This window comes from Ereboglobus luteus, assembly GCF_003096195.1.
GTDB classification, from domain to species: domain Bacteria; phylum Verrucomicrobiota; class Verrucomicrobiia; order Opitutales; family Opitutaceae; genus Ereboglobus; species Ereboglobus luteus.
Genome location: NZ_CP023004.1, coordinates 3807539 through 3826255 on the forward strand (window position 1 = coordinate 3807539; position 18717 = coordinate 3826255).

Genomic DNA, 18717 nt, shown 5'->3' on the forward strand with positions numbered 1-18717 from the left:
TTAAAGTGTGATTGGCGCAGTTGGCAGGCTGTCGCCAACCGCCGTGGCAGCCCCTCATAATTCTCGGCGCGCACGACCGGCCACACCCTCCACTTGGCCGGGGATTTTTTATGTCTTGGTAAACCCGACGTGATTGTTTATGCACATCGCCCGTTATGTCTCTCGATTTTGATCCCTCCCAAGTGAAACTAGCCAGGTTCCGGCCCAAGATTCTGGACTGCCTGCGCGACTATTCGCGGGAAAAGTTCATCAAGGATTTGATGGCGGGGTTGACGGTCGGTGTGGTCGCGCTGTCGCTGTGCATCGGCCTCGGCGTGGCATCGGGCGTGGAGCCGCAAGCGGGTTTGTATGCGGGCATAATCGGCGGTTTTTTGGTGTCGCTTTTAGGCGGGTCGAAGGTGCAGGTCGGCGGGCCGGCGGGGGCGTTTGTCGGACTTCTGGCAATCATCGCGGCAAACTACGGTTTCGCAAACTTGCTGCTGTGCACAATGATGGCGGGGGTGATGCTGTTTGCGATGGGATTGTTTCGCTTGGGGACGTTGATCCGGTTTGTGCCCCAGCCAGTGATCGCGGGTTTTACCTGCGGCATTGCGATCACGATTTTGCTGACGCAGGTGAAGCCGTTTTTCGGACTGCAACTGGACAAGGAACCGGGCGAATTTCTACCGCGCATCGCGGCCCTGATACAGGCGGCGCCGTCGGTCAATTGGTTCACCACGGGACTGGGTGTGATGTCATTACTGGTGCTTTTTCGGTGGCCGGCACGCTGGGCGCGTTATGTGCCCGGCTCGATTGTCGTGGTGGTTGGCGGCACGCTGCTCGTCTGGCTGGCACAGCTCGAATGGGTGCAACAATTTTTCACGTTCAAGGTGGCGACCATCGGCTCGGAGTTTGGCGGGATTCCCCGGGGATTGCCGAGTTTCGCGTGGCCCCGTTTTGACTGGCAGCAATTGGGAAACCTCGTGGTGCCGGCGGCGACGATTGCGATGCTGGGCGCCATCGAGTCGCTGATGTCAGCGGTGGTGGCGGACGGCTTGACGGACGACCGGCACGATTCGAACCAGGAACTGATGGGACAGGGAGTGGCGAATTTCGTGACGCCGTTGTTCGGCGGAATCCCTGTGACGGGCGTGATTGCGCGCACGGCGACAAACATCCGCAGCGGCGCGCAAACGCCGGTGGCGGGGCTGGTGCACGCGGTGTTTTTGCTGGCGGTGTTGTTGATCGCCGCGCCGCTGGCGAAACATATCCCGCTGGTGACGTTCGCGGCGGTGCTGGCCGCGGTGGGATGGAAGATGGGCGAATGGGAAGAGTTCACCCGTCTCAAAAAACGCCTGCGCGGCGACGCGGCGGTTTTTCTGGTCACATTTTTCCTGACGGTGTGCGTCGATTTGACGGCTGCGGTCGGATTCGGAATGCTTTTGGCATGCGTCTTGTTTGTGAAACGCGTGGCCGACACGGCGCAAGTGCAGTCGATGATGGGCAACGAAAGCGACGCGGGGCAGCCAGGCCACGAAAAGCACGAGGAGCTGTCCGAAAAATTGCCGAACGGCGTGGTGATTTACCGCGTGTTTGGCGCGTTGCTTTTCGGCGCGGCCGACAAGCTCGACATGGTTTTGCGCCGTGGAATCGAAGACACGCAGGTTGTCATTTTTCACATGGCGGCAGTGACGGCAATGGACTCGACCGCGCTGGACCGGCTGGAAAATTTGCACGCCAAGTTGAGCAAGCACAAGAAGCACATGATTCTTTGCGGGCCGCACACGCAGGCTTATTTTATGATGGAGAAGGCGGGGTTTTTGGACGCTGTGGGGCATGACAATGTCGCAGCTGATTTGCCGTCGGCGGTCGAGCGAGCCAAGGCGCTGCTTGCCCGCGATGCGGCAGCTTCCGGGGGAAAACCCAAGCAGGGCGGCGCGAGCGACACGCCTACCGAGTGAAGTTGAAACGCGCGACAACGGGGCGATGATCACTGGCGTCCCGCACGCCCGGGCCGTCGTGGATTCGGGCGGCGTTGTCTTTCACGAATCGTTTCAGCGATGGTGAAACGAGTATGTGGTCGATGCGCGAGTAGGTGTCCTGCCTCCCGTAAAAATGCGTCCAGACTTCGCCGCGCGAATCGGTTGCGCGCAACAGGTGCATGACCTCGGCGCGTTTTTCCCTGGTCAGGGTTCGGAGGGCGGGGCTGGACCTGGAGTCATTAAAATCGCCGAGAATCATAAAGAGGGCGTCGGGCGCGTCGGTTTTTGGAAAAACGGAAAACACGCGGTCGCGCACGACGCGCGCCTCCGCGGCGCGGCGTTGAGTCGACTCGGGATCGTCCTTGCGGTCGGTGAGCCGGCTTTTCAGGTGCACAATGAAGAGCGCCAGTTCGCCGGCTGCGGTGTTCACGCGCACCTCGAGCAGGCCGCGCTTCACGGTTTCGGTGGTGTCGAAATACGTGAATTCGAGATCGGTATGCTTGCTCACGCGTGTAAACGGCTTGCGGGAAAGCACGGCCACGTGCCGGGCTTCGTCGGCCGCGTCGAGCACGATCGCATGGGGATAATCAACACCCTCGGTTTTCAGGTCGCGCCGCAATTCATCAAGGAAGGGCTGCGCTCCCATTTCCTGAAGCGCGATAACATCGGCGTCGAGCGCCTTGATGACTGCGCGCAGTGCTTGTTTTTCGTTTTCCGGCTTGGGATAACCGCGCGTGTAAACGCCATCAACGAATCGCCCCGCCAGCGTGTAGTTAGCCGTGTTGTAGGTGGCGACCGTGAGGGTTTCAGCGGAAAGGCCGAAGGGATGAAGGACCGAAAGGCTGAAAAGAAAAATCCATGCAATGCGGCATTTCATGGGAGAATGGAGTTTTTGTTTTTAATTTTTGTTCAACGCGGTTTCACGTTCGACAACTGTCGGGTGCGAATAATAAAAACGGCTGTAAAGCGGGTGCGGCGTGAGGTTCGAGAGGTTCTTTTGCGCGAGTTTTCGAAGCGCGCCGATGAGCGGCGAGGGGCCGTTCATTGCGTCACGCGCGAAGGCGTCGGCCTCGTATTCGTGTTTGCGCGAGAAATAGTTTCCGACGGGCGTGATCCAGAAAAGCACCAGTCCGCTCAGCAGCGAGAAAAGCAGGAAGGCCGCCGCCAGGTCGCCCGTGGCAAAACCGAACGCCGGGTTGAACCATGCGCTGTTCGCCAGCCACGCAATGAGCGCGAAACCGCCGAGCATCATGAGCGAGCTTGTGAACAGTGTTTTCGGAATATGTCCGCGTTTGTAATGGCCGACCTCATGGGCGAGCACGGCCTCAAGCTCCTCGGGCGCGAGTTGTTCGATGAGTGTGTCGAAAAGCACAATGCGGCGGAAACGCCCAAAGCCGGTGAAAAAGGCGTTGGAATGACCGGAGCGCTTGCTGCCGTCCATGACCTGAATCGTGGACGCCTTGAATCCAGTGCGATCTGAAAGCGCCATGAGACGGTCGCGCAGCCCGCCCTCGGGCAGCGGGGTCAGCTTGTTAAAAAGAGGCAGGATGATCTTGGGGTAGAGAACGAGCATCAGTATTTGAAAACCGAATACGAGCGCGAAGCCCCACACCCACCACCACGCGCCTATCCAGTGGACAAGCGAAAGCAGCGCCCATAGCAGCGGCGCGCCGATGATGAGCGTGATCACCAGCCCCTTGATTTTGTCACTCACCCAAAGGCCGGGCGTGCTTTTGTTAAAACCGAAACGCGCCTCCAGACGAAATTGCCCCCACCAGTCGAACGGCAGCGAAATCACGCTCAACGCAATGCCTACCCCGAGCAGAAAAATAACCTGCGCCCAAGTGCCCGCGAGAAAAGTGCCGGCCAGCGCCGAGGTGACGCATCCGTAGGCCCAAGGCAACACGCCGCTCGCAAACAACGCCACCAGCACAAGCGAATCCCACACCCGCTCGATGTTGCCAAACCCGGCCTTGGCGAGCGTGTAGGCGGTCGATTTTTGATAGGTTTCCGCGTCCATGATTGCGCTCGCCGCCGCGGGCGCGACCGTCATGTGCTTCCGCACTTCCGCGCTATTCAGGCGGCTGAGCCAGGTTTCCGCACCCAACTTGAGCGCGACAAGAATGATAATGATTAGCAGGGCTGTTGTGCTGGTTATCATGAAACGCGAGTGCAACGATTTTTGCCGCCAGCGCGAGGGGAAAGCTCCGCGAAACCGCAACCCTGTTTGCAATACACGGAAAAAATTGCGGACACTTGTCCAAAAGCATTGACGCCGGCCCTTTCGATGACGACGCTTCCGGCCTTTCCTCATCCAGCAATTTGCCCTTAAGCCATTTTTGCCGAGTTCCCGTAGCCCCGTTTATTTTCACCAGAAAAACAAAACAGCCATGCCGAAACATTCGCTGATTATTCTCTGCCTCGCGGCCACCGCCCTTGCCGCCACAATCGGAGCCGCCCCGGAAAAGTTCTCGGGATCAACGCCCCTTCAATGGTCGGTGCGCTACGCAAACTCCGAGGCCTCGCGCCTCTCCGCCACCAATGAATACGGCATGCCCAAAGGCAAGTGGAACTACGCCAATTTTCTCGAACTGCGCTCGATGCTCTATCTCGACGACCGCCTCGCCGAACCCAAGCCGCGCTACCGTGCCTTTGTCCAAGCCACCACCGATTCGTTTCTCTCCGATGACGGCAGGAGCGTGGCCAGGTTCAAACCCGGGGAATACAGCATCGACGACATCGCGCCCGGCGTGACTGTGCAGTATCTTTATCGCACCGACAAAAACGAGCGCTACCGCAACACCATCGAACTCATGCGCCGCCAGCTCGACCCCGGCAAACATCCGCGCGTGAGCGAGGGCGCATTCTGGCACAAGAAACGCTACCCTCACCAAATCTGGCTCGACGGTCTCTACATGGGTTCGCCCCTCTACGCCGAATACACCGCAACCCTCGAAGCTCCCGAAAAACGCCAGGCCGCCTACGACGACATCGCCCTGCAATTCCGCATCAGCGCCAAGCACACCCACGACAAAAAAACCGGACTCTATTACCACGCGTGGGACGAATCCCGCGAACAAGGCTGGGCCAACAAGGAAACAGGCCAGTCGCCCAATTTCTGGAGCCGCGCCATCGGCTGGTATTCCATGGCGATTGTCGATGTGCTCGATTTTCTTCCCGATGAAACCGCCGCCGACAAGACCCGGCGCGCCGAGCTTATCACCATCCTGAAAAGCGTTCTCGACGGCGTTATCAAATATCAGGACCCCGAGTCCGGCTGCTGGTGGCAGGTCACCGACCAGGCACATCGCCGCGGCAACTACCTCGAAGCCACCGCCACGGCCATGTTTGCCTACACGATGGCCAAGGCCATGAATCACGGCTACATCGACCGCGCTACCTACGAGGCTCCCGCGCTCAAGGCCTACGGCGGGCTCATCGAAACGCTCGTCAAGGTCAACGCCGACGGCTCCATTGATCTCACGCAATGCTGCGCGGTCGCCGGCCTCGGCTACGGACGCGACGGTTCATACGAATACTATCTCAGCGAACCCATCATCAACAACGACCCCAAGGGCTCCGGTCCGTTTATTCTCGCCGGCATCGAATTCGACCGGCTCCTCGACATCAACGAAACGCCAAAAACACTTCCCTCCAGCCCCGTTTTTAAAATCGGCACCATCCGCGCAACTCCGCAGAAACGCCTCTCGCGCGAGGAACTCAACGCCGTCGCGGCCGCCGCGAACGATCCCTGGGCTCGCGTGCCCGGCATCCTCTCACGTATCAACGCACCGGGTTTCCCCGACCGCGTGTATTCAATCGTTGAATACGGCGCGCCCGTTGACGGCAAGGGCGACTCGACCGAGGCGATCCGCCGCGCCATCTCCGCCTGCAACACCGCCGGGGGCGGCACCGTGCTCGTCCCGCCCGGCACTTTTGTCACCGGCCCGATTTACCTGAAGAGCAACGTCAACCTCCACCTCGAGGGCGGTTCGCGCCTCCTTTTCAAAACCGATCCCGACGCCTACATGCCCGTTGTCTTCACGCGCTGGGAAGGCGTCGAGCTGATGAATTTCTCGCCGCTCATCTACGCCTATGAGGAAGAAAACATCGCGATCACCGGCGACGGCGTTCTCGACGGTCAGGCGGGCAATGAAAACTGGTGGCCGATGAGCGACATCGCCAAGGGCAGGCGCCCCGGCGTCGCCAGCCGCAAAAAACTCATGCGCGAGGCTAATGAGCCCATTGAAAAAATGGATCCCAACAAACGCGTTTACGGCAAAGGCGAAACACTCCGCCCGCCGTTCATCCAAACCTACAAATGCGAAAACATCCTCATCGAAGGCATCACGCTCAACCGCATGCCATTCTGGGGAATTCATCCCGTGCTCTGCACCAACACCATCATTCGCGGAGTCAAAATCGTCTCGCACGGTCCCAACAACGACGGCATCGACCCCGAGTCCTGCACCGACATGCTCATCGAAAACGTGCATTTCGACACCGGCGATGATTGCATCGCAATCAAGTCGGGTCGCAACAACGACGGCCGCCGCCTCAACGCGCCCTCGCAAAACATCATCATCCGCAACTGCGTGATGAAGGACGGCCACGGCGGTGTTGCCATCGGCAGCGAAATCAGCGGCGGCTGCCGCAATGTCTACATTGAGGACTGCCGCATGGACAGCCCCAACCTCGAACGAGCCCTTCGCATCAAAACCAACGCCGTGCGCGGCGGCGTGATCGACAACATCAACATGCGCAACACCCGTGTCGGTCGTGTCTCCGACTCCGTCGTAAGCATCAACTTCTGGTATGAGGAGGCGGACAAGGGCGGGCACATGCCAACCGTGCGCAACATCACCGTTCAAAACATCACCAGCCAGTCCAGCCCGCGAGCCCTCACCTTCAAGGGATTTCCCGACAACCCAATCCGCTACGTGACCCTGCGCGACTGCACCTTCAATGGAGTCGAAGGTGCTGACATCATCCAGCACATTGAGGGGCTTGTTCAGGAAAACGTGACCATCAACCGCATCACCGCCGCGAACAAACCTTCGGCCTCCAAAAAGAAAAAGTAATAATGAGGCAAAGCGCAGAAACACCATTCTTATCACTCAACTCAAACCATCCCAATCGCATGTAGTCCAAAATGACCATAACCCGCACTTGCCCTCCCTACTGTAAATAGTCCCACTTTCCACAACCCGCAACTAACAACCCAACACAATATGAGCCAGCCCTCCCAACCCGCGCAAAAGATGACAAATTACCGATGGGCAATTTGCATCCTTTTGTTCTTCGCCACCACAATCAACTATCTCGACCGGCAAGTTCTTTCGCTGACTTGGGATGAGTTTATCAAACCTGAATTCCACTGGAACGACGATCACTACGGCAACATCACCGCCGTGTTCTCCTTCGTGTATGCCTTCTCGATGCTTTTTGCGGGGCGCTTCATCGACTGGATGGGATCCAGGAAGGGATATCTGTGGGCGATTGGATTCTGGTCGGTCGGTGCCTGCATGCACGCCGTGTGCGGCGTCATAACAAAAAACTACGTGGGCATGGGCAGCAAGCTCGAGCTCATCCAAGCAACGGGCGACGTCGTCGTGGTGATCGCCACCGTCAGCATGTGGGCGTTTATCGTGGCCCGCTGCGTGCTCGCCATCGGCGAGGCGGGCAACTTCCCCGCGGCCATCAAAGTGACCGCCGAGTATTTTCCGAAAAGGGACCGCGCATTCGCGACGTCCATCTTCAACGCGGGCGCTTCCGTTGGCGCGCTCTTCGCGCCCCTGAGCATTCCCCTGCTCGCCAAGGCGTGGGGATGGGAACTGTCCTTCGTCATCATCGGCGCGCTTGGCTTCATCTGGATGGGCTTCTGGGTGTTCATGTATGACTCCCCCTCGAAAAACAAGCACGTGAACAAGGCCGAGCTTGAATACATCGAGCAGGACGGCCAGCCCGCACCGCAAGCGGACGAAAAAGTGCCGTTCACAAAACTCTTCAAATATCGCCAGACTTGGGCATTCGCTGTCGGCAAATTCATGACCGACGGCGTGTGGTGGTTCTTCCTGTTCTGGACGCCCTCGTATCTGAACGCACAGTTCAATATCAAAATGTCGGAAGGCCTGGGCATTGCGCTCATTTTCACGCTCTACGCCATCACCACAGTCCTGTCCATCTTCGGCGGAAAACTGCCGACGCTCATCATCAATAAAACAGGGCAGGACCCCTACTCCGCCCGCATGAAGGCGATGTTGATATTCGCGTTCTTCCCGCTGGTGGTGTTGTTTGCCCAACCGACTGGCACGATTTCCCCGTGGTTCCCGATTCTCCTGATCTCCATCGGCTGCTCGGCTCACCAATCATGGTCGGCGAACATCTTCTCAACGGTGGGCGACATGTTCCCCAAGAAAGCAATCGCATCCATCACCGGCATCGGCGGCATGGCCGGCGGCATCGGCTCGATGCTCATGCAGAAAGGCGCCGGAAAAATGTTCGTGCACGCCGACGAGACGCAGATGGCGTTTCTTGGATTCGTGGGCAAGCCCGCCGGTTATTTTGTGATCTTCTGCATCTGCGCCGTGGCCTACTTGGTTGGCTGGTCGATCATGAAAACACTCGTTCCGAAATACTCCCCGATCACGGATTTGTAATCCGCCGTATCAAAACCAAAAGAAAAGCACTCTTCCCTCTCCGAAGGCCGCGCATGAATGCGCGGCCTTCGTTTTTGACGCATAACGAAATCTTCATTCAGCAAAAACAACCTGTCGCAACTTCGGACTGCACAGAAACCCCGGTCTCCGCTATGGCATTATTGAAATACTGTGACCGTTCTTCAGTGGGGCGGTTGTAATTCGGAAATACTCAACGCGCTTGGCCAGCGCCAGCATGCCCCGCCCAATGCGACTGCAGTTTCTTTTAAATGGGCCAAGTGCCCATGCGATTCATTGTTGCGGCAGGCGAACTTCGAAGGCGGTGCCCCGACCTGGTTCGCTGCGGGCTTCAATCGTGCCCCGATGGTTTTCGATAATACGCCGGACGATTGCCAGGCCGAGACCGATGTGCGGGGCCTGATCGGCGTTGTGCGTGCGGGCTTTGTCGGCCCGGTAAAAGCGATCAAATATGTGCGGCAGGTCTTCGGCGGCGATGCCGGGACCATCGTCCTCAACGATGAGGCAGGTTTGCTTGTTTTCGTTGATGCCTGTTTTCAGTCGAATGTGTCCGCCCGCGCCGGTTTTGCCCGCGACATGATGGTGCTGAATGGCATTGGAAATGAGATTGGTGGCAATAATTCCGAGAGTGGCGGGATCGGCGTTCAAGGGAGCGGGCGAGAGAGCGGTTGTATCGATTTCGATGTGACGCTCGGCGGCGAGAGGCGCGAGCTGGCGGGCTGTGTCGCGCATGATGTCGGCAAGGTCGCAGGAAACCCGTGTCTGTGTGTTGAAGTTTCGCCCCGGCGCTTCCTGACGGGCGAGGAGGAGCAGCGCTTCAACGAGGTGTCGCATGCGCGCGGCAGTGTCAGCGCAAGTCTGGAGGGTTTCGCGATATTCGGCTGACGTGCGATCGCGTTTCAAGATGCGCTGCGTTTCAGCAATGAGAATCGAGATGGGTGTGCGCAGTTCGTGCGAGGCGTCGGAGGTGAAGCGTTTTTGCTGCTCGATGGATGCGTGGAGGCGCGCGAAGGTGTCGTTGAGAACGGTGGCGAGCTGGCCGAGCTCGCTTTCGGCGTCGCGGGTGTCGATGCGTTCGTCGAGGTTGCCCTCGGCGATGCGGGTGGCCGTGTGGCTGATGGCGCGAATCGGGCGAATGGCGCGCCCTGCGATCCACCAACCGCCTGCCAGACCGAGAAGCCAGATACCAAGGCCGGCGGCGGCGAGTTTCCACGCGAGACGGTTCATTTCGGCGAGTTCGGGCGTGATGTCGCGCCCGGTGAGAATGGCGGCTCCTTCGGGCACGCCACGAATGGCCTCGCGCCGTGTCCTGAGTGTGCGAAGCGGCTCGGGGCGGAGCGTTTTTCATCGTTTCCCTGCGCGCTTGTCCTGCGGGACGGGGGCGGAGGAAACACAAAGTCATCGGGCACATTCTGCGACTGGAGAAGGATGGATCCGTCGTGGTTGCGAATAACGAAGTAGCCGTAACCGGGGGCGGTGTTTGCGAAATATTCATCGAGTTCGGGGGAAAGCGTGACTGGACGATTTCTATCACGCATCCGAAGCATGAGGTCGGCCGGTGTGGGACGGGGCCGGGTGTCCGTGTCGCTGGTTGTCGCGTCGTTGGATTCAAAGTTGTCCTGCCCAAACGCGGAAATCATGAGACCGCGAAAAAGACGGTGCTCGGTGGCGCGAAGGTCCCTGTCGATGCGACGCTGAGTGGCATCCCATGCGAGACGCCACGCGGTGAAACAGAAAGCGACAATCATCACGAGGAGGATGAGTCCGTGCCACGCCTGGATGCGCCAGCGAATGGAGTGAAGAAAGGAAGCCATGGGAAAGAAGAAACAGTATCTAGGAATTAGAAAGCGGGTTACTGTGCGGTTGAAAAGTGACGTCTAAAACCGGAAAAAAGTTTGAAGTGCTTTGTGATCTGGATGCGCACGCGGGAATTGAATTTCTGATTTATAAAATTCCAACCTCTACTTTTCCACGCTGTATCCATGGCCGCGACGGGTTTGGATGATGTCGGAATCGAGTTTTTTTCGAAGATTGGAAACATGAACATCAAGAAGATTTGAGAAGGTGTCGTCGTCCTCGTCGAAGAGGTGCTCGTAAAGAGTGGTGCGCGAGACAACCTCGCCCCGGTGCAAAGCCAGGTATTCAAGAAGTGAATACTCGCGCGCGGTGAGAGGAATTTCCACGCCGCCCGCGTTGGTGACGCGGCGCGCGGCGGTGTCGAGCGTGATGCCGCCGGAAAGGACAACGAGGGATGAAGTTTGCCCGGCACTGCGGCGTATCAAGGCGCGGATGCGCGCGAGGAGTTCGTCGATGTCGAAGGGTTTTGTGAGATAATCGTCGGCGCCGTGATCGAGTCCGCGAATGCGATCGGGCACGGTGTCGCGCGCGGTGAGCATCAGGATCGGCGTTTTTGAAATCGCTTCCGCCCCCGGTTTGGCGCCCGCGCCCTGGGGTGTGGCGTTGTCGCGAAGCGCGGCAAGGACGCCCCAGCCATCAAGCTTGGGAAGCATGACATCGAGGAGAATAACGTCGTAGGTATTTTCCCGCGCCTTGTAGAGTCCGTCCTCGCCATCGCTCGCGGTATCCACGGCATAGTTTTCCTCGCGCAACGTGGCGGCAAGACTGCGCTGAAGCGCGGGATCATCTTCGATTACAAGGAGGCGCATGGTGGAGGAAGAGTGAAAGGTGAATGGTGAAGAGTGAAAAAAGAATACGCCGGCAGACGGTGAAGGCAGGATATGTGTTTTTTGAATCCGGATAATAGCACGGCAAACCTTTAGCGTGGATGAAGAAAGGGCTATGCCCTCCCTATTTCCTTCATCCGGGAACGCTATTTGAAGCGGCTGAAGTCGGGTTTGCGTTTTTCGGTGAAGGCGGAGAGCGCCTCTTTTGCCTCGGGGGAGGAGAGGCGGCGCAGGAAGACTTCGGTTTCGCGTGCGATGGCGTCGGTGAGGGCGGGTTTGGTTGTTTTTTTCAACAGGGCCTTGGCGTCGCGCACGGCGGAGGCGGGTTGCGCGGCGAGTTTTGCGCAGCGGGCAAGGGCGAACTCCATCACGCCGCCTTCGGTGACCATGTCGTTGATGAGGCCGAGCGTCAGCGCTTTTTCCGCGGTCAGGGGTTCGCCGAGCAGGATTAACTCGGACGCTTTCGCGCTTCCGATGCGTTGCGCCAGCAGGTGGCTCGAACCGGCCTCAGGGCTCAGTCCCAGGCTCGTGAAGGGCAGGATGAAGCGGGCGTTCGGCGCGGCGTAAACCAGGTCGCAGTGCAACAGGAGCGTGGTGCCGATACCGACCGCGAATCCTTCGACAGCGGCTACGAGCGGTTTTTCAAGGCCGGCGAGGCATTCGAAAAATTTGAAGACGGGCGCGTCGTTTTTGGCGGGCGGGTTTTGAAGGAAATCGCCGAGGTCGTTGCCGGCGGTGAAATTGCCACCGGCGCCGCCGAGCAGCATCACGCGGACGTCGGGGTTTTGTTCGCCGTCGAGCAGGGCGCGCGTGATCGCCGAATACATTTCGGAGGTGAGCGCGTTTTTCTTTTCGGGCCTCGTTATTAGAATTTGCAGGATGCCTTGGTCCAGGCTGGCGGCGATGTTGTTGTCCATGCCGCACAGTTTGAGGAAAGACTGAAGGACGGAAAGCCTGAAGGCTGAAGCATACAGAGCATCGTGATTTGCCGCGGTTCTGAATTCAGCCTTCAGGCTTTCAGGTTTTCAGCTCTTCTATTCGTGGCGGAGGGCGTCGATGGGGTCGAGTTTGGCGGCGCGGCGGGCGGGGGTGAATCCGAAGAGGATTCCCACGGCGGCGCTGAAGACGACGGCGATGATGTTGATTTGGGCGTTGAAGGTCACGGGGACGTTGATGAGCATGCCGAGTCCGTAGCAGAGCGCGATGGCGAGGGCGATGCCGAGGAGTCCGCCGATGCACGAGATGGTTGTCGCCTCGACGAGAAATTGGAGCAGGACTTCGCGGGCGCGCGCGCCGATGGCGAGGCGGATGCCGATTTCGCGGGTGCGCTCGGTCACGGAGACGAGCATGATGTTCATGATGCCGATGCCGCCGACGAGGAGCGAGACGCCGGCGACGGCGGCGAGGAGCATGGTCATCATGCGCGTGGAGGAGCTGAGGGTTTCGGCGATTTGGCGGGTGTCGAATACGTTAAAATTGTTGTCCTGGTTGGGCTGGAGGTTGCGGCGCTGGCGCATGAGAGCGGTGATTTCGGTGATCATGCGGTCGCTGCTGGCACCGTCTTGCGCGGAGATGCTGATCATGGTGATGTCGTGCGCGCCGGTGTGGCCGGTGAGGCGGCGCTGGAGCGTGGTGAGGGGGACGATGATGGTGTCGTCCTGGTCGCCCATTCCCATCTGTCCTTTGGCGGCGAGCAGGCCGATGACCGTGCAGGAGGCGTTGCCGACGCGGATTTTTTGCCCGATGGGGCTGTCCGTGCCGAAGAGTTCCTTGCGGACGGTGTTGCCGATGACGCAGACGGCGGCGCCTTCGCGGTAGTCGGATTTGTCGAAGAGGCGGCCCTCGGCGAGCGTCCATTTGTTGATGCTGAAATAGGATTCGGTGGTGCCGGTGACACTGGTGGCGCGCGCGTTTTGGAGGTAGGCGGTGCTCATGGAGGAGCTGCGCACGGGGGCGATGGAGGCGATGCCGGGGACTTGCTCGGAGATGGCGGTGACGTCGCCCTCGGTGAAGTTGGGGATGTTGGGCTGGCGCGGGCCGAAGCCGGCACCGGGGCGGAGCATGAGGAGGTTGCTGCCGAGGCTGGAGATTTGGTTTTCAACCGCCTTGGTGGTGCCTTCGCCGAGCGTGACCATGGTGATGACGGCGGCGACTCCGATGATGATGCCGAGCATGGTGAGGAAGGCACGCGTGACGTTGCGGCGGATTTCGCGGAGCGCGATGTGCAGGGCGTTTAGTGTGGTGGAGAACATGGTGTGGGAATTTTCGATTTTGGATTCTCGATTTTGGATTGGGAGCTTCCGCTCCGTTTTCGCTTTCGATGTCGCGCGGTAGCGCGCAATCGAAAATCGAGAATCCAAAATCGAAAATTATCTGAAATGTGGTGAGTGGCTTCCAGGGCGTGTGAAATGTGATTTTACAGGCGGTTTGTGTCCGACTCGATCAGGCCGTCCTTGATGCGGACGATGCGTTTGGCATAGGCGGCGACGTCGTCCTCGTGGGTGACCATGATGATCGTGATGCCGCGTTCGGCATTGAGGCGCGTGAGGAGTTTCATGATGTCAACGGTCGTGGTGGTATCGAGGTTGCCGGTGGGTTCGTCGGCGAAGAGCGTGCTGGGTTCGGTGACGATGGCGCGGGCGATGGCGACGCGTTGTTGCTGGCCGCCGGAGAGTTCGGCGGGGGTGTTGCGAAGTTTTTCACCGAGGCCGACGGAGTCGATGGCGGCGAGCGCTTTTTCGTGACGTTCGCGGCGGGAGAGTCCGCGGTAGAGGAGCGGGAGTTCAACGTTTTCGACGGTGCTGGTGCGGGCGAGGAGGTTGAAGCCTTGGAAGATGAAGCCGAGTGCGTGACGGCGCAGGAGTGAGCGTTGGTCGGCGGTGAGGGTTTCGACGGCGATGTCCTCGTAGCGGTAGCTGCCGCTGGTGGGCGTGTCGAGGCAGCCGAGTGTGTTCATGAGCGTGGATTTGCCGGAGCCGCTGTGTCCCATGATGGCGACGAACTCTCCGCGCTGGATGTCGAGGTCGATGCCGCGCAGGGCCTGAAATGCGGCCGCGCCCGTGCCGTAGGTTTTCGTGAGCTGGCGGAGTCTGATTAGTGGAGAAGGCATTGTGTGTCGGATGCTACGAGTTGCTTGATGCGATAAATGCAGGGGCGGTGGTGGAAGAGGCCAGGCGACCAGAGGCCAGAAGGCCAGAGACCAGAGGGCCAGAGAGTCGGAGTGGAGATGTGTTCTTTGCGGTATGTATTCTGGCCTTCTGGCCTCTGGTCTTCCGGCCTCTTGTTTTCTATCTGGCGTTTGTGATTATTTGCATGCCGTCGGCGAGGACTTCGCCGGAGACTTCGGTGTGGCGGCTGTCGGAGATGCCGACTTTCACCGTGACGGGTTGCGGGTGACCGTCCTTGAGGATGTGGATGCGGGCGGTGCCGTTGGCGGCTTTTTCGGATGCGTCGCCGTTGGCGGCGGGACGGGCGCTTTGGCGGCGCGGAGGTCCGGGCATGATGCTTTGGACAAAGGATTTTGATTGTTTGCCGGAGCCTTGTGGCGCGAGGGTCGACGGGTCGAAACGGAAGGCGGCGACGGGAACGAGGAAAACGTTTTTGGCCTCGGCAACGCTGATGTCGGCGGTGGCGGTCATGCCGGGGCGCAGGCTGAGGTCGTTGTTGTTGACCTCGAGCTCGGTTTCGTAGGTGACGACGTTGTTGGTGACGGCGGAACCGTAGGCGACTTTGGTGACGCTGGCGGTGTAGGTGCGGTTGGGCCAGGCGTCCACGGTGAAGGAGGCTTTCTGGCCGGCGGCGACGCGGCCGATGTCGGCCTCGGCGATGGTGACCTTGAGTTTCATGTGCTCGAGGTTTTCGGCGATGACGAAGAGCTCGGGCGCGGTGAAACTGGCGGCGACGGTCTGGCCGGGCTCGATGGAGCGGGTGAGGATGATGCCGTCGATGGGCGACTTGATGATGGCCTTGGAGAGGTCGGTTTCGTTGATGTCGAGCTGGGCCTGGGATTGCGCGATGGAGGCCTTGGCGGCGAGGACATTGGCGGCGGCTCGGTCGGCGGCGGCGATGGCGGTGTCCATGTCGGCGCGCGAAGGAATGCGTCCGTTGCTCACGCGCTGGAGTTCCTGCTGGCGGGCGAGCGTGGCCTGGGCCTCCTTGAGCGTGGCTTCGTTTTGGGCGAGCGTGGCCTTGGCGGAGGCGAGGCTTGCGCGACTGGACTCGGTTTGCTGGGAGAGCTTGGTGGTGTCGAGTTTGAGGAGGGGCTGGCCCTTGGTGACGCGGTCGTTGGTGTCCACGTAAACTTCGAGCACGGTGCCGGAGAGCTCGGAGCCGACGGTGACTTCGTTGGTGGGCTCAAGGTTGCCGGTGGCGGTGATGTCGAGCGCGAGGTCGCCGCGGCGGAGAGTCTCAGTGATGAAGGGCGGCTCCTCGGCGGCGGCGCGTTTTTGCACGGAGCCGCGATACCAGATGATAGCGGCGACGACTGCGGCGAGCACGGCGATGACGACGATGATCCAGGTGCGGCGCGAGCCCTTGCCTTCCTTTTGGATGATGGCGGAGAGGTTGCCGGCGGCGGACGGGTTTTCGTTGGCGTTGGATTTCATGATAAATGTGGAATGAGATTTGGCGTGATCAGACTGATAAAATGGGAGGCGGTCGGTTTTAGTTTACGTTGCCCCAGCCGCCGCCGAGGGCCTTGTAGAGTTGAATTTGGGCGTTGGTGTAATCGGCGGTGGCGGAGACTTGCTGTTCTTGAATGGAGAGCTCGGTGCGCTGCGCGTCGAGGAGCGTGGTGATGTCAACTTGTCCGGCCTCGTATTGGATCGCGGCGAGCTCGGCGGCCTCGCGGGCGGCGGCGTTGGCGCGGTCGAGAATGGTGATGCGCTCGGTGGTGCGCTGGATCGAGACGAGCGCGTTTTCAACGTCGGTGAGCGCGGTGAGCACGGCGCTCTCGTAGGCGATGAGCGACTGCTTTGTGAGCTCGTTTTGGATGGCGATGTTTTGCTTGATGCGCCCGCCGGCAAAGATGGGCGCGGTGAGGCTTCCGAGCGCGCTGGCTACGGTCGTGGAGGGATCAAAGAGGTCGCCGGCCCTGAGGGATTCGAGGCTGAGCGAGCCGGTGAGTTTGAGCGAGGGAAGGCGGTCGCGCTCGGCGGCTTTCAGACGGGCGACTGTGGCGGCGAAGGCGTATTCGGCGGCGCGGATGTCGGGGCGCTGGCGGAGCGTGTCGGCGGGAATGGCGACGGCGGGTGTATCCGATTTTGGGATACGCGAGGCGTGGGCGTCGGCTTTTGGCATGGCCGAGTCGGCCATGCGACCCGACCCCACGGGCGAGTCGCCCGTGCCACCCAACCCGGCGAGCAGTTGATCAAGCGCGCCGGGGGCGAGGCCGGAGAGGAGCGTGAGCTGGTTGCGGGCCTGCGCGATGTTTTGCCGGAGCGAGGGAATGGAGGCGCGGGCTTGCTCGAGCGTGCTTACGGCTTGCTGGAGCTCGAGCGCGGAGGCGTCGCCGGATTGGGCGCGCCATTGCGTGATTTGCGTGGTCTCGGCGCGTGTGCGCAGGCTTTCCTCGACCACGGCGAGCTGGGCTTCGGCGGAGCGGAGCGAGACGTAGGCGGTGGCGACCTCGGCGGCGAGGGAGACTTGCGCGGCGTGAAAGTTTTGCTCGGTTTGCGCGAGGTCGGCATCGGCGGCCTTGAGCGACTGGCGGGTTTTGCCAAAGAGATCGATTTCCCAAGAGGCGTCGAGCGAGGCGGAATAACTTTCGCCGCTGGTCGTGGTGTGCGGGCTTGTGGTGTGGTCCTTGGTGCGCGAGGTGCGCGCGTCGGCGCCGGCGGAGAGCGAGGGAAGGAGATCGGATTTCGTGACGCCGCGGGTGGCGCGCGACTGCTCGATCTTGGAAAGCGCGGTGCGAATGTCAGGGCTGGTTTGGAGCGCGCCGTTGATGAGCCGAGTGAGGATGGGGTCGTCGTAGCGCGTCCACCAGGCGGATAAATTGTCCGCGGCACTTGTCTGCGCGGGCCGGGTCGAGCTTGTCTCCGAGGTGTTTTGCCAGGTTTCCGGAACGGCGACAGTGGAGTCACTGAGAGAGCGAGGGCCGGAAGGCGTGGCGCAGGAGGCGAGCAGGAGCAGCGAGGCAGCGGCGGTGCCGCGGGTTAAAAGGAAAAGAGTCGTGTGTTTTTGTTGGGCGCACATGGCGTAAATCGCGTTGAGTGTGCGCAGAGATTACACGAACGAACCTTTAGGAATTATTAAGGCGCCGGATTTTTTTGAAAGATGGCGCTTAATCCTCAGTTTTTGAAAATAAAAAGCCTGTGTTCCCCTATGGTCGCCAACGCATCAAAACGGCGCGGGCTGTCTGCGCCGCAACAATGGCGGCAACAAAACGCTCACGCGAACCAACTCAGGCAAACGCGCGACTATTCGGTAATCGGACCGTGACTGCCGCTCCAGTTGAGTTTTTTGCGCACCACGGAAAAGTGCGCGTAATCGGCGTGCTGCACAAGCGGCAGTCGCATGGGCGCGAGCGTGATTTCGAAGGGCTTGCTCTCGCAGAGGATCGGGTTCTGGCGTCCGTCGGCGGCGACGAGAAGCCTGGCCTGCGGGTCGCGGTTGCGTATGCGCAAGCGCACGTCGTCGCGAAAAATGATCGAGCGATTGGATAACGTGTGCGGGCAGATGGGCGTCATGGCGATGACGGCGGCATCGGGATGAATGAGCGGGCCGCCAGCGGAGAGATTGTAGGCGGTCGAGCCGGTGGGAGTGGACACGATCAGGCCGTCGCTAAAATAATCGGTGACGAGCTGGTCGTCCGCATAGACTTCGAGGCGCACGAGCTGCGAGTTGCGCTCGTCCTTGATCACGATGTCGTTCAGCGCCGTGAGCGTGAGCGGGGTATCGTCGCAGTCGATGCGGCACTGGATGAGCGAGCGGTGGGATATTTGAAATTTACCCGCAAGGATTTCCTGAAATTGCCGCGGGGCCTCGTCGGCGGAAAGTGTGGTGAGAAAACCAAGGTATCCGCGATTGACGCCGATGATGGGGATTTGCCCGCGGGCGGCGTCGGCGGCAATGCCGAGCAGCGTGCCATCGCCACCAATCACGCAACACGCGTCGCAGTCGGCCAAAAAATTCTGTGGAACGGGAAACTGATCCGTCGAGCGCACGGTGACGCCGAGCTTGTCGGCGGTGGCAAGCAGGCTTTGCGCGAGGTCGGCGGCGCCTGTTTTCCGGGCGTTGACGACGAGTGCGAGTGAACGGATTGCTGCTGGCATGATGGGCGGAATCAAACCGTTTGCGCACGTCGTTGCAAACGCCAAACATGCGTTTCCCTTCGCGATATTTTGTTTTCTTTGCGGGACAAACGCGGCGCGATTCGTCAACCTGCCCGTTTTC

Annotated in this window: 14 protein-coding genes; 3 read left to right on the forward strand and 11 right to left on the reverse strand. The window is 60.0% G+C overall.

What is annotated here, in order from left to right; all coding sequences use genetic code 11:
• Positions 1–155 precede the first annotated feature (155 nt).
• Positions 156–1940 (forward strand): SulP family inorganic anion transporter, encoded by a 1785-nt coding sequence (locus CKA38_RS13940; RefSeq protein ID WP_108826110.1) that lies wholly within the window; start codon positions 156–158, stop codon positions 1938–1940.
• Here CKA38_RS13940 and CKA38_RS13945 read toward each other — a convergent pair.
• Together CKA38_RS13945 and CKA38_RS13950 are read right to left on the reverse strand one after the other, a co-directional pair.
• Positions 1930–2838, reverse strand: coding sequence for an endonuclease/exonuclease/phosphatase family protein (locus CKA38_RS13945; RefSeq protein ID WP_108826111.1), 909 nt, complete (start codon positions 2836–2838; stop codon positions 1930–1932). The two genes, CKA38_RS13940 and CKA38_RS13945, sit on opposite strands and share 11 nt — an antisense overlap.
• A gap of 21 nt (positions 2839–2859) precedes the next feature.
• Positions 2860–4122, reverse strand: coding sequence for a M48 family metallopeptidase (locus CKA38_RS13950; protein ID WP_108826608.1), 1263 nt, complete (start codon positions 4120–4122; stop codon positions 2860–2862).
• A 229-nt stretch (positions 4123–4351) separates the two neighbouring features.
• Here CKA38_RS13950 and CKA38_RS13955 point away from each other — a divergent pair, with 229 nt between their 5' ends.
• Both CKA38_RS13955 and CKA38_RS13960 read left to right on the forward strand, forming a co-directional pair.
• A complete protein-coding gene (locus CKA38_RS13955; RefSeq protein ID WP_108826112.1) occupies positions 4352–7042 on the forward strand; it encodes a glycoside hydrolase family 88 protein in 2691 nt (896 codons plus the stop codon).
• A gap of 150 nt (positions 7043–7192) precedes the next feature.
• Entirely contained in the window at positions 7193–8620 is a 1428-nt protein-coding gene (locus tag CKA38_RS13960; protein WP_108826113.1) for an MFS transporter, read from the forward strand.
• A gap of 291 nt (positions 8621–8911) precedes the next feature.
• Here CKA38_RS13960 and CKA38_RS13965 read toward each other — a convergent pair whose 3' ends face one another.
• The 9 genes from CKA38_RS13965 to CKA38_RS14000 all read right to left on the reverse strand — a co-directional run bounded on the left by CKA38_RS13965 (position 8912) and on the right by CKA38_RS14000 (position 18596).
• Positions 8912–9922, reverse strand: coding sequence for a sensor histidine kinase (locus CKA38_RS13965; protein WP_236919051.1), 1011 nt, complete (start codon positions 9920–9922; stop codon positions 8912–8914).
• On the reverse strand, positions 9862–10452 hold the full coding sequence (locus tag CKA38_RS16610; protein ID WP_236919052.1) for a hypothetical protein: 591 nt from the start codon (positions 10450–10452) through the stop codon (positions 9862–9864). Before CKA38_RS16610 ends, CKA38_RS13965 begins: the two co-directional genes overlap by 61 nt.
• A gap of 147 nt (positions 10453–10599) precedes the next feature.
• Positions 10600–11304: a response regulator transcription factor gene (locus CKA38_RS13970; RefSeq protein WP_108826114.1), complete on the reverse strand. Its 705-nt coding sequence runs from the start codon at positions 11302–11304 to the stop codon at positions 10600–10602.
• 164 nt (positions 11305–11468) lie between these two features.
• Positions 11469–12239, reverse strand: coding sequence for an enoyl-CoA hydratase (locus tag CKA38_RS13975; RefSeq protein WP_108826115.1), 771 nt, complete (start codon positions 12237–12239; stop codon positions 11469–11471).
• Positions 12240–12356: 117 nt separating this feature from the next.
• Positions 12357–13574 carry an ABC transporter permease gene (locus tag CKA38_RS13980; protein ID WP_108826609.1) on the reverse strand — a complete coding sequence of 406 codons (1218 nt, stop codon included), beginning with the start codon at positions 13572–13574 and terminating at the stop codon, positions 12357–12359.
• A 164-nt stretch (positions 13575–13738) separates the two neighbouring features.
• Positions 13739–14431: an ABC transporter ATP-binding protein gene (locus CKA38_RS13985; protein ID WP_108826116.1), complete on the reverse strand. Its 693-nt coding sequence runs from the start codon at positions 14429–14431 to the stop codon at positions 13739–13741.
• A 178-nt stretch (positions 14432–14609) separates the two neighbouring features.
• Positions 14610–15926 (reverse strand): efflux RND transporter periplasmic adaptor subunit, encoded by a 1317-nt coding sequence (locus CKA38_RS13990; protein WP_108826117.1) that lies wholly within the window; start codon positions 15924–15926, stop codon positions 14610–14612.
• A 58-nt stretch (positions 15927–15984) separates the two neighbouring features.
• Positions 15985–17517: a TolC family protein gene (locus CKA38_RS13995; RefSeq protein WP_108826118.1), complete on the reverse strand. Its 1533-nt coding sequence runs from the start codon at positions 17515–17517 to the stop codon at positions 15985–15987.
• Between the two features lie 224 nt (positions 17518–17741).
• Positions 17742–18596, reverse strand: a complete 855-nt coding sequence (locus CKA38_RS14000; protein ID WP_108826610.1) for an NAD(+)/NADH kinase — start codon at positions 18594–18596, stop codon at positions 17742–17744.
• Between the last annotated feature and the right edge of the window lie 121 nt (positions 18597–18717).

Coding starts and splice junctions, on each gene's coding strand:
- CKA38_RS13940 (WP_108826110.1), top strand. CDS start 156: ATGTCTCTCGATTTTGATCCCTCCCAAGTGAAACTAGCCAGGTTCCGG.
- CKA38_RS13945 (WP_108826111.1), bottom strand. CDS start 2,838: ATGAAATGCCGCATTGCATGGATTTTTCTTTTCAGCCTTTCGGTCCTT.
- CKA38_RS13950 (WP_108826608.1), bottom strand. CDS start 4,122: ATGATAACCAGCACAACAGCCCTGCTAATCATTATCATTCTTGTCGCG.
- CKA38_RS13955 (WP_108826112.1), top strand. CDS start 4,352: ATGCCGAAACATTCGCTGATTATTCTCTGCCTCGCGGCCACCGCCCTT.
- CKA38_RS13960 (WP_108826113.1), top strand. CDS start 7,193: ATGAGCCAGCCCTCCCAACCCGCGCAAAAGATGACAAATTACCGATGG.
- CKA38_RS16610 (WP_236919052.1), bottom strand. CDS start 10,452: ATGGCTTCCTTTCTTCACTCCATTCGCTGGCGCATCCAGGCGTGGCAC.
- CKA38_RS13970 (WP_108826114.1), bottom strand. CDS start 11,304: ATGCGCCTCCTTGTAATCGAAGATGATCCCGCGCTTCAGCGCAGTCTT.
- CKA38_RS13975 (WP_108826115.1), bottom strand. CDS start 12,239: ATGGACAACAACATCGCCGCCAGCCTGGACCAAGGCATCCTGCAAATT.
- CKA38_RS13980 (WP_108826609.1), bottom strand. CDS start 13,574: ATGTTCTCCACCACACTAAACGCCCTGCACATCGCGCTCCGCGAAATC.
- CKA38_RS13985 (WP_108826116.1), bottom strand. CDS start 14,431: ATGCCTTCTCCACTAATCAGACTCCGCCAGCTCACGAAAACCTACGGC.
- CKA38_RS13990 (WP_108826117.1), bottom strand. CDS start 15,926: ATGAAATCCAACGCCAACGAAAACCCGTCCGCCGCCGGCAACCTCTCC.
- CKA38_RS13995 (WP_108826118.1), bottom strand. CDS start 17,517: ATGTGCGCCCAACAAAAACACACGACTCTTTTCCTTTTAACCCGCGGC.
- CKA38_RS14000 (WP_108826610.1), bottom strand. CDS start 18,596: ATGCCAGCAGCAATCCGTTCACTCGCACTCGTCGTCAACGCCCGGAAA.